This is a genomic window from Comamonas sediminis (assembly GCF_041107495.1).
GTDB lineage: Bacteria > Pseudomonadota > Gammaproteobacteria > Burkholderiales > Burkholderiaceae_C > Comamonas > Comamonas sediminis.
In genome coordinates, this window is the sequence record NZ_JBGBDC010000006.1 from 215,131 (window position 1) to 235,681 (window position 20,551).

At 62.3% G+C, this 20,551-nt stretch carries 23 protein-coding genes and 1 tRNA gene; 20 read left to right on the top strand and 4 right to left on the bottom strand.

The window, feature by feature from the left end:
• Positions 1 to 23: 23 nt before the first annotated feature.
• From hisI to tatC, 8 genes are all read left to right on the top strand, one after another.
• Positions 24 to 422, top strand: coding sequence for a phosphoribosyl-AMP cyclohydrolase (gene hisI, locus AB7A72_RS15010; protein WP_182328367.1), 399 nt, complete (start codon positions 24 to 26; stop codon positions 420 to 422).
• Positions 423 to 510: 88 nt separating this feature from the next.
• Positions 511 to 888 carry a phosphoribosyl-ATP diphosphatase gene (locus AB7A72_RS15015; RefSeq protein WP_312452114.1) on the top strand — a complete coding sequence of 126 codons (378 nt, stop codon included), beginning with the start codon at positions 511 to 513 and terminating at the stop codon, positions 886 to 888.
• A complete protein-coding gene (locus AB7A72_RS15020) occupies positions 885 to 1,274 on the top strand; it encodes a DUF4870 family protein (RefSeq protein ID WP_239810777.1) in 390 nt (129 codons plus the stop codon). Before AB7A72_RS15015 ends, AB7A72_RS15020 begins: the two co-directional genes overlap by 4 nt.
• A gap of 91 nt (positions 1,275 to 1,365) precedes the next feature.
• On the top strand, positions 1,366 to 2,376 hold the full coding sequence (locus tag AB7A72_RS15025) for a patatin-like phospholipase family protein (protein WP_407064990.1): 1,011 nt from the start codon (positions 1,366 to 1,368) through the stop codon (positions 2,374 to 2,376).
• Positions 2,377 to 2,471: 95 nt separating this feature from the next.
• Positions 2,472 to 2,828, top strand: a complete 357-nt coding sequence (locus AB7A72_RS15030; RefSeq protein WP_239810779.1) for a histidine triad nucleotide-binding protein — start codon at positions 2,472 to 2,474, stop codon at positions 2,826 to 2,828.
• 103 nt (positions 2,829 to 2,931) lie between these two features.
• On the top strand, positions 2,932 to 3,183 hold the full coding sequence (tatA, locus tag AB7A72_RS15035; RefSeq protein WP_239810780.1) for a Sec-independent protein translocase subunit TatA: 252 nt from the start codon (positions 2,932 to 2,934) through the stop codon (positions 3,181 to 3,183).
• Positions 3,184 to 3,248: 65 nt separating this feature from the next.
• Positions 3,249 to 3,770: a Sec-independent protein translocase protein TatB gene (tatB, locus tag AB7A72_RS15040; RefSeq protein ID WP_239810781.1), complete on the top strand. Its 522-nt coding sequence runs from the start codon at positions 3,249 to 3,251 to the stop codon at positions 3,768 to 3,770.
• A gap of 137 nt (positions 3,771 to 3,907) precedes the next feature.
• Complete coding sequence (gene tatC / locus AB7A72_RS15045; protein ID WP_239810782.1) at positions 3,908 to 4,702, top strand: twin-arginine translocase subunit TatC; 795 nt, start codon at positions 3,908 to 3,910, stop codon at positions 4,700 to 4,702.
• Between the two features lie 183 nt (positions 4,703 to 4,885).
• On the opposite strand, the gene AB7A72_RS15050 is transcribed toward tatC, so the two are convergent.
• Positions 4,886 to 6,049 carry a trypsin-like peptidase domain-containing protein gene (locus tag AB7A72_RS15050; RefSeq protein WP_312416491.1) on the bottom strand — a complete coding sequence of 388 codons (1,164 nt, stop codon included), beginning with the start codon at positions 6,047 to 6,049 and terminating at the stop codon, positions 4,886 to 4,888.
• Between the two features lie 70 nt (positions 6,050 to 6,119).
• Entirely contained in the window at positions 6,120 to 6,362 is a 243-nt protein-coding gene (locus AB7A72_RS15055; RefSeq protein WP_369460433.1) for a hypothetical protein, read from the bottom strand.
• A 266-nt stretch (positions 6,363 to 6,628) separates the two neighbouring features.
• Here AB7A72_RS15055 and AB7A72_RS15060 point away from each other — a divergent pair, with 266 nt between their 5' ends.
• From AB7A72_RS15060 to pdxA, 3 genes are all read left to right on the top strand, one after another.
• Positions 6,629 to 7,951 carry an MFS transporter gene (locus AB7A72_RS15060; protein WP_239810785.1) on the top strand — a complete coding sequence of 441 codons (1,323 nt, stop codon included), beginning with the start codon at positions 6,629 to 6,631 and terminating at the stop codon, positions 7,949 to 7,951.
• Positions 7,952 to 8,054: 103 nt separating this feature from the next.
• Positions 8,055 to 8,807 carry a Nif3-like dinuclear metal center hexameric protein gene (locus tag AB7A72_RS15065; protein ID WP_369460434.1) on the top strand — a complete coding sequence of 251 codons (753 nt, stop codon included), beginning with the start codon at positions 8,055 to 8,057 and terminating at the stop codon, positions 8,805 to 8,807.
• A 22-nt stretch (positions 8,808 to 8,829) separates the two neighbouring features.
• Positions 8,830 to 9,882 (top strand): 4-hydroxythreonine-4-phosphate dehydrogenase PdxA, encoded by a 1,053-nt coding sequence (gene pdxA, locus AB7A72_RS15070; protein WP_369460435.1) that lies wholly within the window; start codon positions 8,830 to 8,832, stop codon positions 9,880 to 9,882.
• Positions 9,883 to 9,955: 73 nt separating this feature from the next.
• Here the strand turns inward: pdxA and mscL are convergent, their stop codons facing one another.
• Entirely contained in the window at positions 9,956 to 10,384 is a 429-nt protein-coding gene (gene mscL / locus AB7A72_RS15075) for a large conductance mechanosensitive channel protein MscL (RefSeq protein ID WP_312416480.1), read from the bottom strand.
• Between the two features lie 132 nt (positions 10,385 to 10,516).
• Here mscL and petA point away from each other — a divergent pair, with 132 nt between their 5' ends.
• The 6 genes from petA to AB7A72_RS15105 all read left to right on the top strand — a co-directional run bounded on the left by petA (position 10,517) and on the right by AB7A72_RS15105 (position 14,813).
• Positions 10,517 to 11,113, top strand: coding sequence for a ubiquinol-cytochrome c reductase iron-sulfur subunit (petA, locus tag AB7A72_RS15080; RefSeq protein ID WP_239810788.1), 597 nt, complete (start codon positions 10,517 to 10,519; stop codon positions 11,111 to 11,113).
• 9 nt (positions 11,114 to 11,122) lie between these two features.
• Positions 11,123 to 12,571: a cytochrome b gene (locus AB7A72_RS15085; RefSeq protein ID WP_239810789.1), complete on the top strand. Its 1,449-nt coding sequence runs from the start codon at positions 11,123 to 11,125 to the stop codon at positions 12,569 to 12,571.
• 18 nt (positions 12,572 to 12,589) lie between these two features.
• Entirely contained in the window at positions 12,590 to 13,354 is a 765-nt protein-coding gene (locus tag AB7A72_RS15090) for a cytochrome c1 (protein ID WP_239810790.1), read from the top strand.
• A 124-nt stretch (positions 13,355 to 13,478) separates the two neighbouring features.
• Positions 13,479 to 14,090, top strand: coding sequence for a glutathione S-transferase N-terminal domain-containing protein (locus AB7A72_RS15095; protein WP_116927111.1), 612 nt, complete (start codon positions 13,479 to 13,481; stop codon positions 14,088 to 14,090).
• A gap of 79 nt (positions 14,091 to 14,169) precedes the next feature.
• Positions 14,170 to 14,688: a ClpXP protease specificity-enhancing factor gene (locus AB7A72_RS15100; protein ID WP_312529430.1), complete on the top strand. Its 519-nt coding sequence runs from the start codon at positions 14,170 to 14,172 to the stop codon at positions 14,686 to 14,688.
• Between the two features lie 49 nt (positions 14,689 to 14,737).
• Positions 14,738 to 14,813 (top strand) — tRNA-Thr (locus tag AB7A72_RS15105).
• Positions 14,814 to 14,913: 100 nt separating this feature from the next.
• On the opposite strand, the gene AB7A72_RS15110 is transcribed toward AB7A72_RS15105, so the two are convergent.
• Positions 14,914 to 15,222: a hypothetical protein gene (locus AB7A72_RS15110; protein ID WP_369460436.1), complete on the bottom strand. Its 309-nt coding sequence runs from the start codon at positions 15,220 to 15,222 to the stop codon at positions 14,914 to 14,916.
• A gap of 230 nt (positions 15,223 to 15,452) precedes the next feature.
• Between AB7A72_RS15110 and secA the strand changes: the two genes are divergently transcribed.
• The 3 genes from secA (at position 15,453) to AB7A72_RS15125 (ending at position 20,542) form a co-directional block, all read left to right on the top strand.
• Positions 15,453 to 18,191: a preprotein translocase subunit SecA gene (gene secA, locus AB7A72_RS15115; protein WP_239810792.1), complete on the top strand. Its 2,739-nt coding sequence runs from the start codon at positions 15,453 to 15,455 to the stop codon at positions 18,189 to 18,191.
• A gap of 78 nt (positions 18,192 to 18,269) precedes the next feature.
• Entirely contained in the window at positions 18,270 to 19,502 is a 1,233-nt protein-coding gene (gene argJ, locus AB7A72_RS15120; protein ID WP_313332123.1) for a bifunctional glutamate N-acetyltransferase/amino-acid acetyltransferase ArgJ, read from the top strand.
• Positions 19,503 to 19,585: 83 nt separating this feature from the next.
• Positions 19,586 to 20,542, top strand: coding sequence for an ATP-binding protein (locus AB7A72_RS15125; protein ID WP_239810794.1), 957 nt, complete (start codon positions 19,586 to 19,588; stop codon positions 20,540 to 20,542).
• Positions 20,543 to 20,551 lie beyond the last annotated feature (9 nt).

Here is a 20,551-nt window from a genome sequence, read left to right on the forward strand (position 1 = left end):
ACAACTGCATTGAATGCGAGACAATTCCCCGCATGAACTGGCTCGATCAAGTGAAATGGGATGCGCAGGGCCTGGTGCCCGTGATTGCGCAGGAGCAGCACACCAAGGATGTGCTGATGTTTGCCTGGATGAACCGCGAGGCGCTGGCCCACACGGCCGAGCTGGGGCGGGCGGTGTACTTCAGCCGTTCGCGCGGCAAGCTGTGGTTCAAGGGCGAAGAGTCCGGCCATGTGCAGACCGTGCACGAGATCCGCATTGACTGTGACAATGATGTGGTGCTGCTGAGCGTGACCCAGACGGGGCATGAGCCGGGCATTGCCTGCCACACAGGCCGCCACAGCTGTTTTTACAGCGTGTTGCGTGATGGCCAGTGGCAAGCGGTCGATCCGGTCTTGAAAGACCCGGAATCGATCTACAAATAATCCCTGTCCAGCATCCGCCTTCCTTTGCAGCCCTTTGCGGCTGCTTCGCTATATTTCCGATATGACCGATACCTCCCCCTCTGCTGCCATGTCCTCAACGGATGCCTTGATGCGTCTGGCCGAAGTGCTGGAGTCGCGCAAACCTGCCAATGGCGGTGATCCCGAGGCCAGCTATGTGGCCCGTTTGCTGCACAAGGGGCCCGACGCCTTTTTGAAGAAGGTGGGAGAGGAGGCGACCGAGGTGGTGATGGCTGCCAAGGATGTGGACCACGGAGCGCCCGCCTCCAAACTGGTGTACGAAGTCGCCGATCTGTGGTTTCATACGATGGTTGCGCTGACCCACTATGGCCTGAGCCCCGCTGATGTGGTGAATGAACTGGTACGCCGCGAAGGCCTCAGTGGTCTGGAAGAGAAGGCGATGCGCAAGGTAAAAAACCGTGAAGCTGAAGAAGGGAGTTCCGCATGAATGATGTCGTTGACGTGAAGACTGTGGATTCGGCCGCGATGGAAAGCCTCAAGACCTGGGGCTGGGTGAGCTACCTGCTGCACCTGATCGTGGCAGTGGCGGCGGTGGTGCCCAGTGCGCAGGCCAGCATCGTGCTGCTGCTGATTGCGCTGGTGATCGACCTGGTCAAGCGCAGCGATGCGCAAGGCACCTGGCAGCAAAGCCACTTCTCCTGGCGCATTCGCAGCGTCATCTGGGCCGGCATCTTGTATGTGGTCACCGCGCCGCTGTGGATCCTGTTCCTCGTCCCTGGCTGGATTGCCTGGACGCTGATTTCGCTGTGGTTCCTCTATCGCATCGTGCGCGGCATGCTGGCAATGAACAAAGACCAGGCCATCCATGGCTAGCGCCGAGCCGCAGCCCGAAGCGCCAGCGCTGCCGGGAGAGCCGGTGCCCGTCGAAGCCGAAGCGCCCAAACGCCTGCCGCGCTCCAAGGGGGTGGACGAAAACACCCCCCCGATCAGCCTGGCCTTGCAAGGCGGCGGCTCGCATGGTGCCTTCACCTGGGGGGTGCTCGATGCCTTGCTGGCTGACCGCAGCCTCTGGGCCGAGGGCATCAGCGGCACCAGTGCCGGCGCGATGAATGCCGTCGTGATGGCCTATGGCTATGGCAAGGCGGCAGCGACCCAGACAGACCGGCGCAAGGCCCATGAGGCCGGCTGCGAATCGGCCCGGGAGAGCCTGACCCAGTTCTGGGAAGGCGTGGGTACCATGGGCAGCCTGATGGCGGGCGTGCCGATGGCTGGCAAGGCCATCTGGGACATGATGAGCCAGTGGCTCTCGCCCTACCAGACCAATCCCCTCGATATCAACCCGCTGCGCCGTCTGCTTGAGAAAGTGGTGGATTTCGACTTTTTGCAGCACGAGCAAGGCCGCAATGCCCCCCGGGTGTTTGTCTGCGCGACCAATGTGCGTACCGGCAAGGGCGAGGTGTTCAGTGGCAAGCGCTTGTCCGCCGATGCGGTGATGGCCTCCGCCTGCCTGCCGATGATGTACAAGGCGGTCGAGATCAAGGACCAGCACTACTGGGACGGCGGCTACTCCGGCAATCCCTTGCTCTACCCGCTGATCTACCAGACCGGCAACAGCGATGTGCTGCTGGTGCAGCTCAACCCGATTGAGTACAACGAGGTGCCCACCAACGTCCAGGAAATCATGGACCGTATCAATGAAATCACCTTCAACGCCAGCTTGCTGGCCGAGTTGCGGGCGATGGGCTTTGTGCGCCGCCTGCTCGATGAAGGCAAGCTGGACCGTGAACGCTACAAGTACATGCTGATGCACCATGTGGATGGGGGTGCCGTGCTCAAGAGCTATGGCGCGTCCAGCAAGAACCGCTCCGATGCGCCCTTTGTGCGCGAACTGTTTGAGCGGGGCCGTGTGTCCGGCGAGAACTGGCTGACCCAGCACCGCGCCGATGTCGGTGTGCGTTCTGGCTTCAAGGTGTAATTTACTGATGGTTGGCACGGTTGCTGCTTGTACCGTGCCCAGTGCTGGTGGCTGCCCGCTGCGGCGCCGCCGTTGTTTTGAGAGATAAGAATTTTATGCACGATCCCGACTGCCTTTTTTGCAAAATCATCGCCGGCCAAATCCCGTCGAGCAAGGTTCATGAGGACGAGGACATGCTGGTGTTCAAGGACATCCACCCGGCCGCTCCCGTGCATTTGCTGATGGTGCCCAAGCGGCACATCCCGTCGATGGCGCAGGTCGGTGCCGAAGATGCTCCGTTGCTGGGCCGCATGCTGGCCAAGGCACCGCAACTGGCGCTGGACAACGGCTGCAACCCCTATCCGCAAGGGGGTTTCCGGCTGATGGTCAACACCGGCGAGGAGGGCGGCCAGGAAGTGCACCACCTGCACATCCACCTGCTGGGCGGCCCCCGGCCCTGGAAAAAGGGCTGAGCGCTGGCTCCGCCCAACGGCGATGACCTCGCCCTGTGACAGTATTACGAAACTGGTAGATGCCCAAGGCGTCTAAAATGTGCATATTCGCTAGGAGAATTTCATGGGTTCCTTTTCTGTTTGGCATTGGCTGATTGTTCTGCTCATCGTGGTGCTGGTGTTCGGCACCAAGAAGCTCAAGAACATCGGCACCGATCTGGGTGGTGCGGTCAAGGGCTTCAAGGATGGCATCAAGGACGGCAGTGACTCGGCCTCGCCCGCTGCCCCCACGACGACCACGGCACAGCAGGTGGGCCAGTCGCCCGTCGCTGACAAGAACTCCACCATCGACGTAGAAGCCAAGAACAAGGGCTGATATGCGCGCCGCTGGGGCTGCGGGCCAGCCGCAGCAACCGTTGCTGTGCATTCGATGGGACTGGAATGTTTGATCTCGGTATCTCCAAAATGGCCTTGATCGGTGCGGTGGCACTGATCGTCATCGGCCCTGAAAAACTGCCGCGCGTTGCGCGCACGGTGGGCACCTTGCTGGGCAAGGCGCAGCGCTATGTCAACGACGTCAAGTCCGAGGTCAACCGCTCGATGGAGCTTGACGAGCTGCGCAAGATGAAAGAGAACGTCGAGTCGGCCGCGCGGGATGTGGAAAACACCATCCGCACCAATTCGGCAGACTTCGAGAAAAACCTCAACGACCAGGCCAATGGCCTGGCTTCATCGGCCAGCGACGACAGCTTCTACACCGCAGATCCCTATGCCGAGAGCTATGACAGTGGCTCGGCATCGGCGGTGGCGCCGGTCTACCACCACCCGCGCAAGAACTGGCGCGTAAAGCGCGGCGCGACGCCCCAGTGGTACAAGCACCAAGCGGGTGTGCGCACCCATGTGCAGTCGGGCGCGGCACGCGTGGCACGTTTCCGGCCCAAAAAGCCATCGTCCGGCCTGTGATGGCGCACGCAACGCATCAGGCTCCAGGGGCAGGGCGTTGGCATGTTTTCTCCCTGGCATTCCACCGGTCCGCGATGGTGCAGCCTGCCTCCAGGTGCTGCACGCCGGTGATGCCTTGATCCGCAACTGATATCCCCATGTCCGAAACCCCTTCCAAAGAAGACGAGCTGGCCGGCACCGAGCAGCCCTTTGTGCAGCACCTGATGGAGCTGCGCGATAGGCTGCTCTACAGCATTGGCGGTGTGCTCGTCGCCGTGGTGCTGCTGGCCATCTGGCCGGGGCCTGATGGCTTGATGAATTTCATTGCCCATCCGATCAAGATGCACATGCCGCCCGACGCCAAGCTGATCGCGGTTGGCGTGTTCTCGCCTTTCATCGTCCCGCTCAAAGTGCTGGGCATGGCAGCGATCTTGCTGGCACTGCCCTGGATCATGTACCAGCTGTGGGCCTTTGTGGCACCGGGCCTGTACATGCATGAGCGCAAGTTTGCGCTGCCGCTGATCTTCTTTGGCAGCCTGCTGGCATACGCCGGCATTGCCTTTGTGCAGCTGTTCGTGCTCGACCGCATGTTTGGCTTCATCCAGCACTTCACGCCGTCAAGCGTGGCTGCCACGCCCGATATCGCCTCGTATGTCGAGGCCATCTTGTCGCTCTACCTGGCCTTTGGCCTGGCCTTCCAGGTCCCGATTGTGGTGATTCTGCTGGTGCGCCTGGGCCTGGTGGAGATTGCCAAGCTCAAGTCGTTCCGCGGCTACTTCATCGTGCTGTCGTTTGTCATCGCGGCGGTGGTGACCCCGCCGGATGTGCTGTCGCAGATTTCGCTGGCCGTGCCCATGTGCATTCTGTACGAGGTCGGCATCCTGGGCGCCACCTGGTTCTCGCGCAACCAGCCCAAGAAGGAAGAAGAGAGCGACGCTGACGCAGCAGCCTGATTACTGCCAGCCCGCCAGATACACCAAAGCCCCATGCTGACCTGGGTTCAGCCGGGGCTTTGGTATTTGTGGGGTACGGGGGCTGGAGCGGCTTGGCCGCAGCGGTAGTGCTCGGCGGCCTGGTTCCACATCGGTGGGATGCATGACCCTGGCGAAGGCGCAGCCAGCGCACCCCGCCAGCGCTTAACGCCGGCCTTGGGGCATCGCGCGGTTGTTGACCGGGCGGGTGCCGGGAGTGATCGGCAGGGTCAGGCTCTGGTCCCCCCGGCGCAACTGCACTTCGGACGTGGTGCCGGGCACCAGCGCGGCCACGGCCGTCAGCAGGCTTTGCACATGGTGCACCGGCATCGCGCCGATCTGGGTGATCACATCACCGGGGCGGATGCCGGCATTGGCGGCAGGGCCGCTTTGCAGCACGCCGGTGATGATCACACCGGTGTCGGCCTTGACGCCAAAGGTGTCGGCCAGCTCGGGTGTCAGGTCATTGGGCTCTACGCCGATCCAGCCGCGGGTGACCTTGCCATCGCGCACGATGCTGTCGAGCACGTTCTTGGCCAGCGCGATGGGGATGGCAAAGCCAATGCCCATGCTGCCTCCCGAGCGCGAATAGATGGCCGTGTTGATGCCGACCAGATTGCCGTTGACATCGACCAGCGCGCCGCCCGAGTTGCCGGGGTTGATGGCCGCATCGGTCTGGATGAAGTTCTCGAAGGTGTTGATGCCCAGCTCACTGCGGCCCAGCGCGCTGATGATGCCGCTGGTCACCGTTTGGCCCACGCCAAAGGGGTTGCCAATCGCCAGTACCTGGTCGCCGACCTCGGCCGAATCCGAATTGCCCAGCACGATGACCGGCAATTTGTCGAGGCTGATCTTGAGAATGGCGAGGTCCGTCTCCGGATCGGTGCCGATGATCGTGCCCTTGGCTTTGCGGCCATCGGTCAAGGTCACTTCGATATCGTCGGCGGCCTCGACCACATGGTTGTTGGTGAGCACATAGCCGTCAGGGCTGACGATTACGCCGCTGCCCAGGCCCGCCTGGTTCTGCACGCCCTGGTCGCCAAAGAAGAACTGGAACCAGGGGTCATTGGCGCGCGGGTGGCGCACTGCCGTGCTGGTGTTGATGCTGACCACCGCCGGCGACGCTTTTTTGGCAGCGGGGCTGAAGCTGCTGGTCGCGACGCTGGCCCGGTTGGCTTCGCTTTGCGGCGCCTCGATCAACGCGATGCCGGCATTGCTGCGTACCGCGTTGTTGCGCTGCAGCCAGCCGGGCTGCAAGGTGGCGACGATAAAGTACAAGGCCAGCAAGACGGTGACCGATTGTGCGAAAAAAAGCCAGAGGCGTTTCATAGAACCTGGGATAGGGTGAAGGTGGCCGCGCCTGGCTGACAGCCAGCAACGGCGTTGGCATTGCTATTGATTATGGCACCGGGCCTGGGGGCAAGGCGCTGCGGTGCCGTCTGATGCGCTGCGGCGCAGGCGCCGCGCGGCGGTTGACGGGCGCAGCAGGGCCACGGGTATTCTGGCGCATCTCGCGGCCATCTGCGATGCAATCCATCGTATTTGACGATGTCATGGCTGCGACATTGTTCTCCAAATCGGACCAATCCCAGAGATTCTCGAAGAATGCCTCTAAAAACCGTTGCTGGCGGAACGATGTCATTGCGGCACAGATAGGATGGCGCCGTTGCAAGCCCCAGCAGAGAGGGATACTTTTCGTGACACTGACCGAGGCCAAAGGGTAAGTACCTAGAATGGCTTCCCAACCTTTTGACTGCGCTCCTGCGCTCATCGTGGTTCCCTGCGAAGGGGTCCATCTCTCCTCTCGCTTGCGCTGACTCCCGCCATCCCGGGGCTCGCCGAACCCCTTGATACGCGCCCACAATGCGCTGCGTTTTGCGCTGTCCTGCTCTGATATGTAGAGGACACATGACTTCGCTGACTGCTGACCAAGGTGGGGCTTCCGCTGCTTCGCCTGCCAACCGCCCCTTGAACCGGGACGACTACAAGACCCTGGGCCTGTCGGCCCTGGGCGGCACCCTGGAGTTTTATGACTTTGTGGTGTTTGTATTCTTTGCCAACGTACTGGGATCGCTGTTCTTCCCGGCCTCGATGCCGGACTGGATGCGCCAGCTGCAGACGCTGGGCATCTTCGCGGCTGGCTACCTGGCCCGCCCCATTGGCGGGATCTTGATCGCCCACTTTGGCGACATTCTGGGCCGCAAGCAGATGTTCACCTTGTCGGTGTTCCTGATGGCCGTGCCCACCTTGGTGATCGGCCTGCTGCCGACCTATGAAACCATTGGCTTGGCCGCGCCCATCCTGCTGCTGGCGATGCGCGTGCTGCAAGGCGCTGCGATTGGCGGCGAGATGCCCGGTGCCTGGGTGTTTGTCGCCGAGCACGCACCGGCCAAACGCTATGGCTTCGCGATTGGCTCGCTGACCTCCGGCATCACCGGCGGCATTTTCCTGGGCTCGATCATTGGCGTCTGGCTCAACAGCGTCTACAGCGCCGCCGAGATCCACGACTGGGCCTGGCGCATTCCGTTCATCCTGGGCGGCGTGTTTGGCCTGGTGTCCGTGTACCTGCGCAAGTTCCTGCACGAGACCCCCATCTTCCAGGAGATGCAGGCCCGCAAGCAGGTGGACCGCGAACTGCCGCTGAAGACCATCCTGCGCGACCACCGCGAAGCCAGCGTAGTCGTGGCGCTGATGACCTGGATCCTGTCCACCGCCGTGGTGGTGGTGATCCTGTTCACGCCTTCCTATCTGCAAAAGGTGTTCCATATCGCCCCAGCGGTGGCCCTCAAGGCCAATGCCGTAGCGACTGTGACCTTGACCCTCGGCTGCGTGTTCTGGGGCTGGCTGTCGGACCAATGGGGCACGCGTGCCGCGATGGTGCTGGGCTGGGGCGGCATGGCCGTGACCGCCTATCTGTTCTACCTGAACCTGCCAGGCACCGAGGTCTCGCTGGTCTGGACCTATGCGCTGGTGGGCTTCTTTGTGGGTGCGATCTCGCTGCTGCCCGTCGTTGGTGTGCGCGCCTTCCCGCCCGAGGTGCGCTTCACGGGACTGTCCTTCTCGTACAACATGGCCTATGCCGTGTTCGGTGGTTTGACGCCGATGCTGGTGTCCGTCTGGCAACAGGCCGATGTGATGGCGCCTGCCCACTATGTGGCCGCGATGGGCGTGCTGGGCGTGGCCATGGGCTTCTGGCCGCTGGCCGTCAAGGGCTGGGTCGCCAAAAAGTAAATCCGCTTTTTGGCGGATGGCGCCTCGAACCCGCTGCATGCCTGGCATCAGCGGGTTTTTTGATTCCGGGGTGGCGCGGCGCACAGGTCTGAGACAATCGGGCATGACTACGACCCGCCAAGACATGCTGCAGGCCTTTGATGCGCTGCTGCAGCCCGCCCGCTTCAAAGACTATGGCCCCAATGGTTTGCAGGTGGAGGGCAAGGCGGAGATCCGCAAGCTGGTCAGCGGTGTGACGGCATCGCGGGCGCTGATCGAGGCGGCCATTGCCGCCCAGGCCGATGCGATCTTTGTGCACCATGGCTTGTTCTGGCGTGGTTACGACGGCCGCATCACCGGCTGGATGAAGCAGCGCATCGAACTGCTGATCAAGCACGACATCAATCTGTTCGCCTACCACCTGCCGCTGGATGCGCACCCGGAGCTGGGCAACAATGCCCAACTGGGCGTGCAGCTGGGCTGGCAGGCCGACGCCCGTTTTGGCGACCAGGAACTGGGCTTTATCGGCAGCCTGGATGCGCTGCCACCGGTGCAAGTGGCTGCGCACATACAACAGACCCTGGGCCGCTCCGTCACCGTGGTGACGGGCGAGACGCCGCGCCCCATCCACCGCATGGCCTGGTGCACCGGTGGCGCGCAGGGCTTCTTCGAGGCCGCGATGGCTGCCGGTGCTGATGGTTTTCTGACCGGCGAGATATCCGAGCCCCAGGCCCACCTGGCGCGCGAGACCGGCGTGAGCTTCTTTGCGGCCGGCCACCATGCGACCGAGCGCTATGGCGCGCCCGCCGCTGCGGCCGCCGTGGCCCAGCAGTTGGGCGTGGCGCATCACTTTATCGACATCGACAATCCCGCCTGACGTTTCTCCGAAGGACATCCCCGTGCACTCCGCTTCCCTGCTCGCCATCACCCAGGGCGACCCCGCCGGCATTGGCCCGGAAATCGTGGCCAAGGCCTTTCGTGATGCGCCCGAGCAGATGCTGGGCTGCTTTGTCGTCGGCGAGCTGCAGACCCTGCGCCGCGCAGCGCAGATGCTGCAGGGCCCTGGCCGCTGCGCGCTGCCGGTGGCCGAGATTGCGGATCCGCAAGAGGCCTGGAGCGTGCCGCCGCGTTGCATGCCGGTGCTGTCACTGCCAGGCTTGCCCGGGCCTTTGCCCTTTGGCCAGGTGCAGGCCGAGGCCGGGCGCTCTGCTGCCGAGTGCGTGCGCTGGGCGGCGCGCCAGGCCTTGCAAGGCCGGATTGCCGGGTTGGTGACGGCGCCCTTGAACAAGGAGGCGCTACACCTGGCCGGGCTCCCGTTCCCCGGCCATACCGAATTGCTGCAGGCCGAAGCGGCCCAGCATGCCGGGGTAGCACTGGCACAAATGCCGGTGCGCATGATGCTGGCCAATGAAGCGCTGCGCACCGTGCTGGTGAGCATCCATGTATCGCTGCGCGATGCCATTGACGCGGTGACCAAAGAGCAGGTGCTGGAGACCATCCGCATCACGCACGAGGCCTTGCTGCGTGCGCTGGGGCGGCCCCCGCGGATAGCGGTGGCAGGGCTCAATCCCCATGCCGGTGAAGCAGGGCTGATGGGCCGTGAAGAGCTGGAGCACATAGCGCCCGCCGTGGCCGCTGCGCAGGCGCTGGGCATGCAGGTGATCGGCCCCGAGCCGCCCGATACCGTCTTCATGCGCGCCCGCCACAGCGCCGAGCATCCCGGCGCCTTTGATGTGGTGGTGGCCATGTACCACGACCAGGGCCTGATCCCCGTGAAGTACCTGGGGCTGGACGAGGGCGTCAACGTGACCCTGGGCCTGCCGCTGGTGCGCACCAGCCCGGACCATGGCACAGCCTTTGACATTGCCGGCCAGGGCCTGGCCGATGCGGCCAGCCTGATCGCGGCAGTGCAGATGGCACGCCGCTTGGCCGCAGGGAAGCAGCAGGCATAAAAAAGCAGCCTCCAAAGGCTGCTGTGGTGTCTGTGCAAAAGAAGCAGAATTTCTGCTTCCTTGTTGCAAAAAATCAACGCTTTTGCTGCAGACTGTCGCGGATTTCGCGCAGCAGCACCACGTCTTCCGGGGGGGCTGCTGGTGCGGGAGGAGGCGTGTCGCGCTTGAGGCGGTTGATCTGCTTGACCATCAGGAAAATGATGAAGGCCAGGATCGCGAAGTTCACCGCGACGGTGATGAAGTTGCCATAAGCAAACACCGGAATGCCCGCTTTTTTCAGTGCATCGAGCGTACGCGGCACGCCATCGGGAATGGTGCCCAGCACGACGAAGAGATTGGAGAAGTCCAGCTTGCCAAAGACCAAACCGACGAGGGGCATGATAAGGTCGTTCACGACCGAGTCGACGATCTTGCCAAAAGCGGCGCCGATGATCACACCAACGGCCAGATCCATCACATTGCCCTTGACCGCGAACTCGCGGAATTCCTTCATGAAGCTCATGCGCTGCTCCTGTCAATTAAACATGACGCCTAGTATCGCTCAGCTTCAAGGGTTTCGGCGCATTGCATGATGGGCAAGACACTTCGTACAATCCGCCAAAAACCGAGATATAAGCGTTGACCAAGGAGCCCCATGAGTGATTCTTCCATCGACTCCAGTAAAAGGACGTGGCTGATAGCGTCGGGATGCGCAGGTGCTGTCGGAGGAGTCGCCACTGCGGTTCCGTTTGTCAGCTCCTTCAATCCTTCAGAAAAGGCCAAGGCCGCCGGCGCTGCCGTTGAAGTGGATATCTCGGACCTCAAGCCTGGCGAGAAAATCACCGCCGAATGGCGCGGCAAGCCGATCTGGATCCTGCGCCGCACGCCTGAGCAGATCGCCGAGCTGCCCCAGCTCGATGGCCAGCTCGCCGACCCCAAGTCGGAGCGCACCGCCTATCCGACACCGGCCTACGCCAAGAACGAAACCCGCTCCATCAAGCCCGAGGTGCTGGTCGTGATCGGCATCTGCACCCACCTGGGCTGCTCCCCCACCGACAAGCTGCAGCCCGGCCCCCAGCCTTCGCTGCCCGACGACTGGAAAGGCGGCTTTCTCTGCCCCTGCCACGGCTCGACCTTTGACCTGGCCGGCCGCGTATTCAAGAACAAGCCCGCGCCCGACAACCTCGAAGTGCCAGCGCACCAGTATCTGAGCGATACCAAGCTGCTGATTGGCGAAGACAAAAAAGCATAAGGAGGCGCGATGGCACACGAATTCAAGGAGATATCGCCGAACGCCACCTTGGGCGCCAAGGCCGGCAACTGGCTGGAGAACCGCTTTCCCACGGCATTTGAGGCCTACCGGGTCCATATGTCGGAGTACTACGCACCGAAGAACTTCAACTTCTGGTACATCTTTGGCTCGCTGGCGCTGCTGGTGCTGGTGATCCAGATCGTCACCGGCATCTTCTTGGTGATGCACTACAAGCCCGATGCCGAGAAGGCCTTTGCCTCGGTCGAGTACATCATGCGTGATGTGCCCTGGGGCTGGCTGATCCGGACCATGCATTCCACCGGTGCGTCGGCGTTCTTTGTCGTGGTCTATCTGCACATGTTCCGGGGCCTGTTGTACGGCAGCTACCGCAAGCCGCGTGAGCTGGTCTGGGTGTTTGGCTGCGCCATCTTCCTGTGCCTGATGGCAGAGGCCTTCATGGGCTACCTGCTGCCCTGGGGCCAGATGTCGTACTGGGGCGCCCAGGTGATCGTCAACCTGTTCTCGGCCATTCCCTTCATTGGCCCGGATCTGGCGCTGCTGATCCGTGGCGACTATGTGGTGGGCGATGCCACCTTGAACCGCTTCTTCAGCTTCCACGTGATTGCCGTGCCGCTGGTGCTGCTGGGCCTGGTTGCGGCGCACTTGCTGGCCTTGCATGATGTGGGCTCGAACAACCCCGATGGCATCGAGATCAAGGGGCCTAATGCGCCCAAGGATGCGCAGGGCCGGCCGCTCGATGGCGTGCCCTTCCACCCGTACTACACGGTGCATGACCTGTTTGGCGTGGCGGTGTTCCTGTTCATCTTCTCGGCCATCGTGTTCTTTGCGCCGGAGATGGGCGGCTACTTCCTCGAGTACAACAACTTCATCCCGGCCGACCCGCTCAAGACGCCCAACCACATCGCGCCGGTCTGGTACTTCACGCCGTTCTACTCGATGCTGCGTGCCATTACCGGCGAGATGATGGTGGCCCTGTCGGTGATCCTGGTCGCGGCGGTTGCCTATGTCTGCATCAAGACCCGCTTGGCGACCATCCTCAAAGGGCTGCTGGTGCTGGCAGGCCTGGTGGTGCTGGCCATGTTTGGCGCTTTTGCGTTCACCGGCATTGCGGCGCTGGGCGGTATCGACGCCAAGTTCTGGGGTGTGGTGGTGATGGGCCTGGCGGTGATCATCCTGTTCTTCCTGCCCTGGCTGGACCACAGCCCCGTGCGCTCCATCCGCTACCGCCCGCACTGGCACAAGTATGTGTATGCGGTGTTTGTCGTGAACTTCGTGGTGCTCGCCTATCTGGGGGTGCAGCCGCCATCGCCGATTGGCGAAAAGGTCTCGCAAGTGGGTACCTTGTTCTACTTTGGCTTTTTTCTGCTGATGCCGTGGTGGAGCCGCAAGGGCACCCCCAAGCCGGTGCCTGAGCGTGTCACCTTCCATGCGCACTGAACCAGAAAGCATCCCACGATGAAAAAAATCATTCTCTCCGCATGCCTGGGCCTGGGCGTGCTTTTGGGGGCCGGCGCGGTGCAGGCGGCCGAAGGCGGTGTCGCTTGGGACAAGTTCAAGCCCGACACCACCAACACCACCTCCTTGCAAAACGGCGCCAAGCTGTTTGTGAACTACTGCCTCAGCTGCCATTCGGCCGCTTTCATGCGCTACAACCGGCTGCAGGACATTGGCCTGACCGAGCAGCAGATCAAGGACAACCTGCTGTTCACCACCGACAAGGTCGGCGAGACGATGAAGGCGGCCATCGATCCCAAGCAGGCCAAGGAGTGGTTTGGCGCCAATCCGCCGGACCTGACCTTGGTGGCACGCTCGCGCGCCGGCCACCAGGGCAGCGGTGCGGACTACCTCTATACCTTCCTGCGTGGCTTCTACAAGGATGACACCAAGGCCACCGGCTGGAACAACATGGCCTTCCCCTCGGTGGGCATGCCCCATGTGCTCTGGGAACTGCAAGGTGTGCGCGTGCCGGTCTACAAAGAGGTCGAAGAGCATGGGCACAAGACGCAGGTGTTCAGCGGCTGGCAACAGGTCACGCCGGGCAAGCTGAGTTCCACCGAATTCGATAAGAGTGTGGGTGATTTGGTGAACTATCTACAATGGATGGGTGATCCCAGCCAGAACACCCGCATGCGCGTCGGCGTCGGGGTGTTGATATTTTTGCTGGGCCTGATCCTCATCACCTGGCGTCTGAATGCGGCGTTCTGGAAAGATGTGAAGTAAACGTATTTTGCGTGCAGCCGGTTCAGGCCCTGTGAGCAGGGCTTGAATTTGGGTAGCCGATTTGTGTAGAGTGGGCGGCATTGACTGCAGTCCACTCTTTTTTGATTTTGAGGAGCCTCTCACCATGATGGTGCTTTATTCGGGAACGACCTGCCCTTTCTCCCACCGCTGCCGCTTTGTGCTGTTTGAAAAAGGGATGGATTTCGAGATCCGCGATGTGGACCTGTTCAACAAGCCCGAAGACATCAGTGTGATGAATCCCTACGGCCAGGTGCCTATCCTGGTCGAGCGCGACCTGATCCTGTACGAGTCGAACATCATCAACGAGTACATCGACGAGCGCTTCCCCCATCCACAGCTGATGCCCGGCGATCCGGTCGAGCGCGCCCGCGTGCGCCTGTTCCTGCTGAATTTCGAAAAAGAGCTGTTCACCCACGTGCACACCCTGGAAGAGCGTGCCGTCAAGGGCAACGAGAAGGCGCTGGAAAAGGCCCGTGCTCAGATCCGCGACCGCCTGACCCAGATGGCACCGGTGTTCCTGAAGAACAAGTTCATCCTGGGCGAGAACTTCTCGATGCTGGACGTGGCCATTGCGCCGCTGCTGTGGCGCCTGGATTACTACGGCATCGAGCTGTCCAAGAACGCCGCTCCGCTGCTCAAGTATGCAGAGCGCATCTTCTCGCGTCCTGCGTACATCGAGGCGCTGACGCCTTCCGAAAAGGTCATGCGCAAGTAAAAGGCCCCGTGCCTGCCGCAGCGCGGGCAGCGTCTGCGGAGCCATGCTCCGTGGCGCGGGAGCGCGCAGAAAGTGTCCAATGAGTGAAATCCAGACAACATCCACCCAGCCGTACCTGATCCGCGCCTGGGTGGAGTGGTGCAATGACAATGGCCTGACCCCGTACCTCAGTGTCCGTGTGGACAAGACGGTGCTGGTGCCGCGCGAATTCGTCAAAGACGGCGAAATCGTGCTCAATATCAGCTACGACGCGACCAGTGCGCTCAAGCTGGGCAATGACTACATCGAGTTCACCGCGCGTTTTGGTGGCGTGCCGCGCGACATCATGGTGCCTGTCAGCCGTGTGGTCGCGATCTTTGCCCGTGAAACGGGGCAGGGCATGGGCTTTCCGCCACCGGAGGACCTGCTCGATGACGATGCCGACATTGCGATGGCAGCGCTGGAGGCAGGCAGCGACAAGGGCGAGGAGACCGCCGCGGACGCTGCGCCGCCGGTCATGCAGGTCGTGACCTCCAGTGATGAACCGCCCGCGCCCGATGGCAATGCCCCCAGCCGCAGCGGCAAAGGCGGCAAGCCGTCCCTCAAACTGGTCAAATAGGACCCATTTGGCTTTGCTGCGGGCAATCCCGTATAGAATGCCGAGTGTTGCCGGTTTAGCTCAGTTGGTAGAGCAACCGCCTTGTAAGCGGTAGGTCATCAGTTCGATTCCGATAACCGGCACCAGATTCCAGAGCCGTTCTCAGCCCCGTGCTGCGAACGGCTTTTTTGCGTCCAGACTGGCCGCCTGGCCTGGCCTGGCCTGGCCTGGCCTGGATGGGGTCAGTCAGCGCAGTACTTTGAGGCGAATGTCAGCCGTTGGGTAGCCTTTGACGCGCAGATGGGCAGCCATGGCCGGCAGCAATTGCTTCATCTTGGCCGCGCAGGCATTGTTGGCCACCAGCAGGCACCACTGGTCGCCGTCGATGGGGCCGGGCTTGATCGAGGCGCGCAGCATCGGCGGAATCAGCGGCTCCACCAGCTTGAAGCGGGTGGCGGACTCGCGCGTCAATGCGACGAGGCTGGCCAACGTGGGCGCTTCGCTCACGGCTTGTTCTACGGTGACGGCGAAATGCCGGCGTTGGGGCTGGATCATGGCTGGGCAGGGGTGTCAGGGGCGGGCCAGGGGCGATAGCCATACATTGCAATGCACCTGCCACAACGCATTCTATTCAGGGTTGTAGAATGTTTTATTCGGCAGGCCTCGTTCCCGGTATTGAAGCCGGGGTCATTGCCTCCATCTGACACAACACTAATCACTAGGAATTCCGGTCGCATGGCAGGGGTGGACGAGAGTGCACTCCCTGGTTGTGTGGTTCTGTTCGCATGGCAACCAACTTCTTCACCAAAATTTTTGGCAGTCGCAATGATCGCCTGCTCAAGCAATACCGCAAGGTCGTCGCTCGCATCAATGCGATGGAGCCGGAGTACGAAAAGCTCAGCGACGAACAATTGCGCGAGAAGACGCAGGAATTCAAGAACCGCATTGCTGGCGGCGAGTCGCTGGACAACATCCTGCCCGAGGCATTTGCCGTGGTGCGCGAGGGCTCCAAGCGTGTGATGAAGATGCGCCACTTCGACGTGCAGATGCTGGGCGGCATGGCCCTGCATTACGGCAAGATTGCCGAAATGCGCACCGGTGAAGGCAAGACCTTGACGGGTACCTTGCCGGTGTACCTGAACGCGCTGAGCGGCAATGGTGTGCACGTCGTGACGGTCAACGACTACCTGGCCACGCGTGATGCGACCTGGATGGGGCGCCTGTACAACTTCCTGGGTCTGTCGGTGGGCATCAACCTGTCGCAACTGCCCAAGCATGAGAAGCAGGCAGCCTACAACTCCGACATCACCTACGGTACGAACAACGAATACGGCTTTGACTACCTGCGCGACAACATGGTGCAGGATGCGAGCGAGCGCGTGCAGCGCCGGCTCAATTACGCGATTGTCGACGAGGTGGACTCCATCCTGATCGACGAGGCGCGTACGCCGCTGATCATCTCCGGCCAGGCCGAAGACCATACCGCCGCCTACCTGGCGATGCGCGAAGTGGTGCCGCTGCTGACCCGCCAGGAAGGCGAAGCCGACCCCCGCACCGGTGAAGGCGTGACCAAGCCCGGCGACTTCACGGTCGACGAAAAGGGCCACCAGATCCACCTGACCGAGCAAGGCTACGAAGCGGCAGAGCGCATTCTGGCCGAAAAGGGTATGCTGGCCGAAGGCGCATCGCTGTACGACCCGGCCAACATCACCCTGGTGCACCAGCTGTACGCCGCACTGCGCGCCCAGCACCTCTACCACCGCGACCAGCACTATGTGGTGCAGGGCGGCGAGGTCGTGATTGTCGACGAGTTCACGGGCCGCCTGATGTCGGGCCGCCGCTGGAGCGAAGGCCTGCACCAGGCCGTGGAAGCCAAGGAAGGCGTGGAGATCCAGGCCGAGAACCAGACCCTGGCATCGATCACCTTCCAGAACTACTTCCGCCTGTACAACAAGCTCGGTGGCATGACGGGTACCGCAGACACCGAGGCCTATGAGTTCCAGGAAATCTACGGTCTGGAGACCGTGGTGATTCCGCCCAACCGCCCCAGCAAGCGCGATGACCAGTTGGACCGCGTCTACAAGACCACGCCCGAGAAGTATGCGGCGGCGATCCAGGACATCCGTGAGTGCTACGAGCGCGGCCAGCCGGTGCTGGTGGGCACGACCTCGATCGAGAACTCCGAAATCATCGACGAGATGCTGAAGAAGGAGAACCTGCCTCACCAGGTGCTCAACGCCAAGCAGCACGAGCGCGAGGCCGACATCATCGCCCAGGCAGGGCGCCCCGGCGTCATCACCATCGCGACCAATATGGCCGGTCGTGGTACCGACATCGTGCTGGGTGGCAATATCGAAAAGCAGGTCGCTGCGATCGAGGCCGACGAGTCGCTGTCCGAGACCGAGCGCCGCAACAAGATCGATGCACTGCGCGCCGAGTGGAAGGTCGAGCATGACAAGGTGACCGAGCTGGGCGGTCTGCGCATCATCGCGACCGAGCGCCATGAATCGCGCCGTATCGACAACCAGCTGCGTGGCCGTGCCGGCCGCCAGGGTGACCGGGGCTCCTCGCGTTTTTACCTGTCGCTGGACGACCAGCTGATGCGCATCTTCGCGGGCGACCGTGTCAAGGCCATCATGGAACGCCTGAAGATGCCCGATGGCGAAGCCATCGAAGCGGGCATCGTGACCCGCTCCATCGAGAGCGCCCAGCGCAAGGTGGAAGCGCGCAACTTCGACATGCGCAAGCAGCTGCTCGAATACGACGATGTCGCCAATGACCAGCGCAAGGTGATCTACCAGCAGCGCAACGAGATTCTCGATGCGGCCGATCTGGCACCGATGATCGATGGCATGCGCGACAGCGCACTGGCTGACATCGTGCGCCAGTATGTGCCTGAGCAGTCGATGGAAGAGCAGTGGGACCTGCCCGGTCTGGAGAAGGTATTGCGTGAGGAGTGGCATATCGACCTGCCGCTGCAGCAACTGCTCGAAGGCGCGGAATCGATCACCGACGAGGAAATCGAAGAGAAGGTGGTGGCCGAAGGTGCACGCCTGTTCAATGACAAACTGGAGCAGGCAGGCAAGGAAAACTTCATGCAGTTCATGCGTGCGGTGCTGCTGCAGACGCTCGACTCCAGCTGGCGCGACCACCTGGCCGCGCTGGACTATCTGCGCCAGGGCATCCACCTGCGTGGCTACGCGCAAAAGCAGCCCAAGCAGGAATACAAGCGCGAGGCATTCGAGCTGTTCAGCCAGCTGATCGACCAGGTCAAGACCCAGGTCACCCGGGTGATGATGTCGGTGCAGATCCGCTCGCCCGAACAGCTCGACGAAGCCACCGAGCAGCTGGAACAAAGCAATGACCGCACGGCCCACGTGACCTACAGCGGCCCCGATGAATCGGGGGATGCCGAGGCCAGCGAGCCACTGGCCCTGCCCGAAGGTGTGCGCGTGGCCCGCAATGATCCATGCCCCTGCGGCAGCGGCAAGAAATACAAGCTCTGCCACGGTAAACTCGCGTAATTACCGGATCGCTTCACCACAACGGGCTTTGACTGGTTCATCGCCCGTTTTTTTCATGGTTCCAAGGAAAAGACTGATATGCCCGTCAATTTGAAAGCCCCCGTAGCGCAGGACCTGGCCCCTGTCGCCGGTATTCGCATTGGTGTGACGGAGGCCGGCGTGCGCAAGGCCAACCGCAAGGATGTGACGGTGTTCTTGCTGGACGAGGGCAGCCATGTCGCTGGCGTGTTCACGAAGAACCGCTTTTGCGCTGCGCCCGTGCAGATCTGCCGTGAGCACCTGGCCAGCCATAGCCAGTCCATCCGCGCGATAGTCATCAACACCGGCAATGCCAATGCCGGCACCGGCGCCGATGGCCTGGCCCGTGCGCACGCCACCTGTGATGCGCTGGCAGGCCTGCTGAAGATCGATGCCCAGCAAGTGCTGCCGTTCTCGACGGGCGTGATCATGGAGCCGCTGCCGGTGGACCGCATCACTGCGGGCCTGCCTGCAGCGATTGCCGATGCGCAGCCGGGCCACTGGGCCAAGGCGGCCGAGGGCATCATGACCACCGACACCCTGCCCAAGGCGTTTTCCGCCTCGGCCACCGTGGCTGGCAAGACGGTGCAGGTCACCGGCATCAGCAAGGGCGCGGGCATGATCCGCCCCAACATGGCAACCATGCTGAGCTTTCTGGGCACCGACGCGGCCATCAGCCCTGAGCTGATGCCAGCGCTGGCCAAGACTTTGGCTGACCAGTCCTTCAACCGCATCACGATCGATGGCGACACCTCGACCAATGACTCCTTTGTCGTGGTCGCGACCAACCAAGCGGGCAATGCCCCGATCACCGACTGGAACACCGCCGATGGCCAGGCCTTGATGGCCGCGCTGCGCGAAGTGGCCCAGAAGCTGGCGCAGGCCATTGTGCGCGACGGCGAAGGTGCCACCAAATTCATCCAGATCGATGTGGAGCAGGGCCGTACTGAAGAGGAATGCCGCCTGGTGGCCTATGCGATTGCGCATTCGCCGCTGGTCAAGACGGCGTTTTTTGCCAGCGACCCCAACCTGGGCCGCATTCTGGCTGCTGTGGGTTATGCCGGTATCGACGACCTGGACCAGACCCAGATCGAGCTGTACCTGGACGATGTGCATGTCGCGACCAAGGGCGGCCGCAACCCGGCCTACCAGGAGGCCGATGGCCAGCGCGTCATGAAGCAGCAGGAGATTGTGGTGCGTGTGCAGCTGGGCCGTGGCAACGCATCCACCCAGCTGTGGACCTGCGACCTGAGCCACGACTATGTGAGCATCAACGCGGACTACCGCTCCTGATCCCACTGGGCCAGCGCGCCGCACCCCCCAAGCCGGGTGGGTGCCGGCCTTACTGGCATTCCAACCTTGAGCCTCTGGATACCATGACCGAGTCTTCCAACTCCCCTTTTTCTCCGCTTGAACGCCTGGTGCAGCGCGCCGAGCAGCTGATGCAGCGCATCGAATCCGTGCTGCCCCAGGCGCTGCAGGCGCCGGCCGACTGGAGTGACGCGATTGCCTGGCGCTACCGCAAGCGGGCCAACGGCTGCGGCGTGCTGGAGCCTGTGCGCCATGTGGGAGCCATGTCCTTGTCCGATCTGCAGAACATCGACGGGCAAAAGGAAAAGATTGCGCGCAACACCGAGCAGTTTGTGCAAGGCAGCACCGCCAACAATGTGCTGCTGACGGGCGCACGGGGGACTGGCAAGTCGTCCTTGATCCGCGCCTGTCTGCATGCCTACGCGCCCCAGGGCCTGCGCCTGATCGAGGTGGACAAGGCCGATCTGACCGATCTGCCCGATATCGTCGATGTGGTGGCCGGCCGGCCCGAGAAATTCATCATCTACTGCGATGACCTGAGCTTTGAAGAAGGCGAGCCCGGCTACAAGGCGATGAAGTCGATTCTGGATGGCTCCGTGTCTGCAGCGACCCCGAATGTATTGGTCTATGCGACCAGCAACCGCCGTCACCTGTTGCCCGAGTACATGACCGACAACCTGGCCCAGCAAAAGGGCGAGAACGGTGAGATCCACCCCGGGGAAGTGGTCGAGGAAAAGATTTCGCTGTCCGAGCGCTTTGGCCTCTGGGTGAGCTTTTACCCGTTCAGCCAGGACGAGTACCTGCGCGTAGTGGGCCAATGGCTCTCGGCGCTGGGCGTGGCCGAGGCCGATATCGAGGCCGCCAGGCCCGAGGCGCTGGTCTGGGCGCTGGAGCGCGGCTCGCGCAGCGGCCGGGTGGCCCACCAGTTTGCCCGCGACTGGGCGGGCCGCAGCCACCGCGAAGTGCAGGGGCGCCAGAAGATTGCCGATGTAGCCGACCTGGGTGAAGAGGCCCAGGATTGACGATACCGG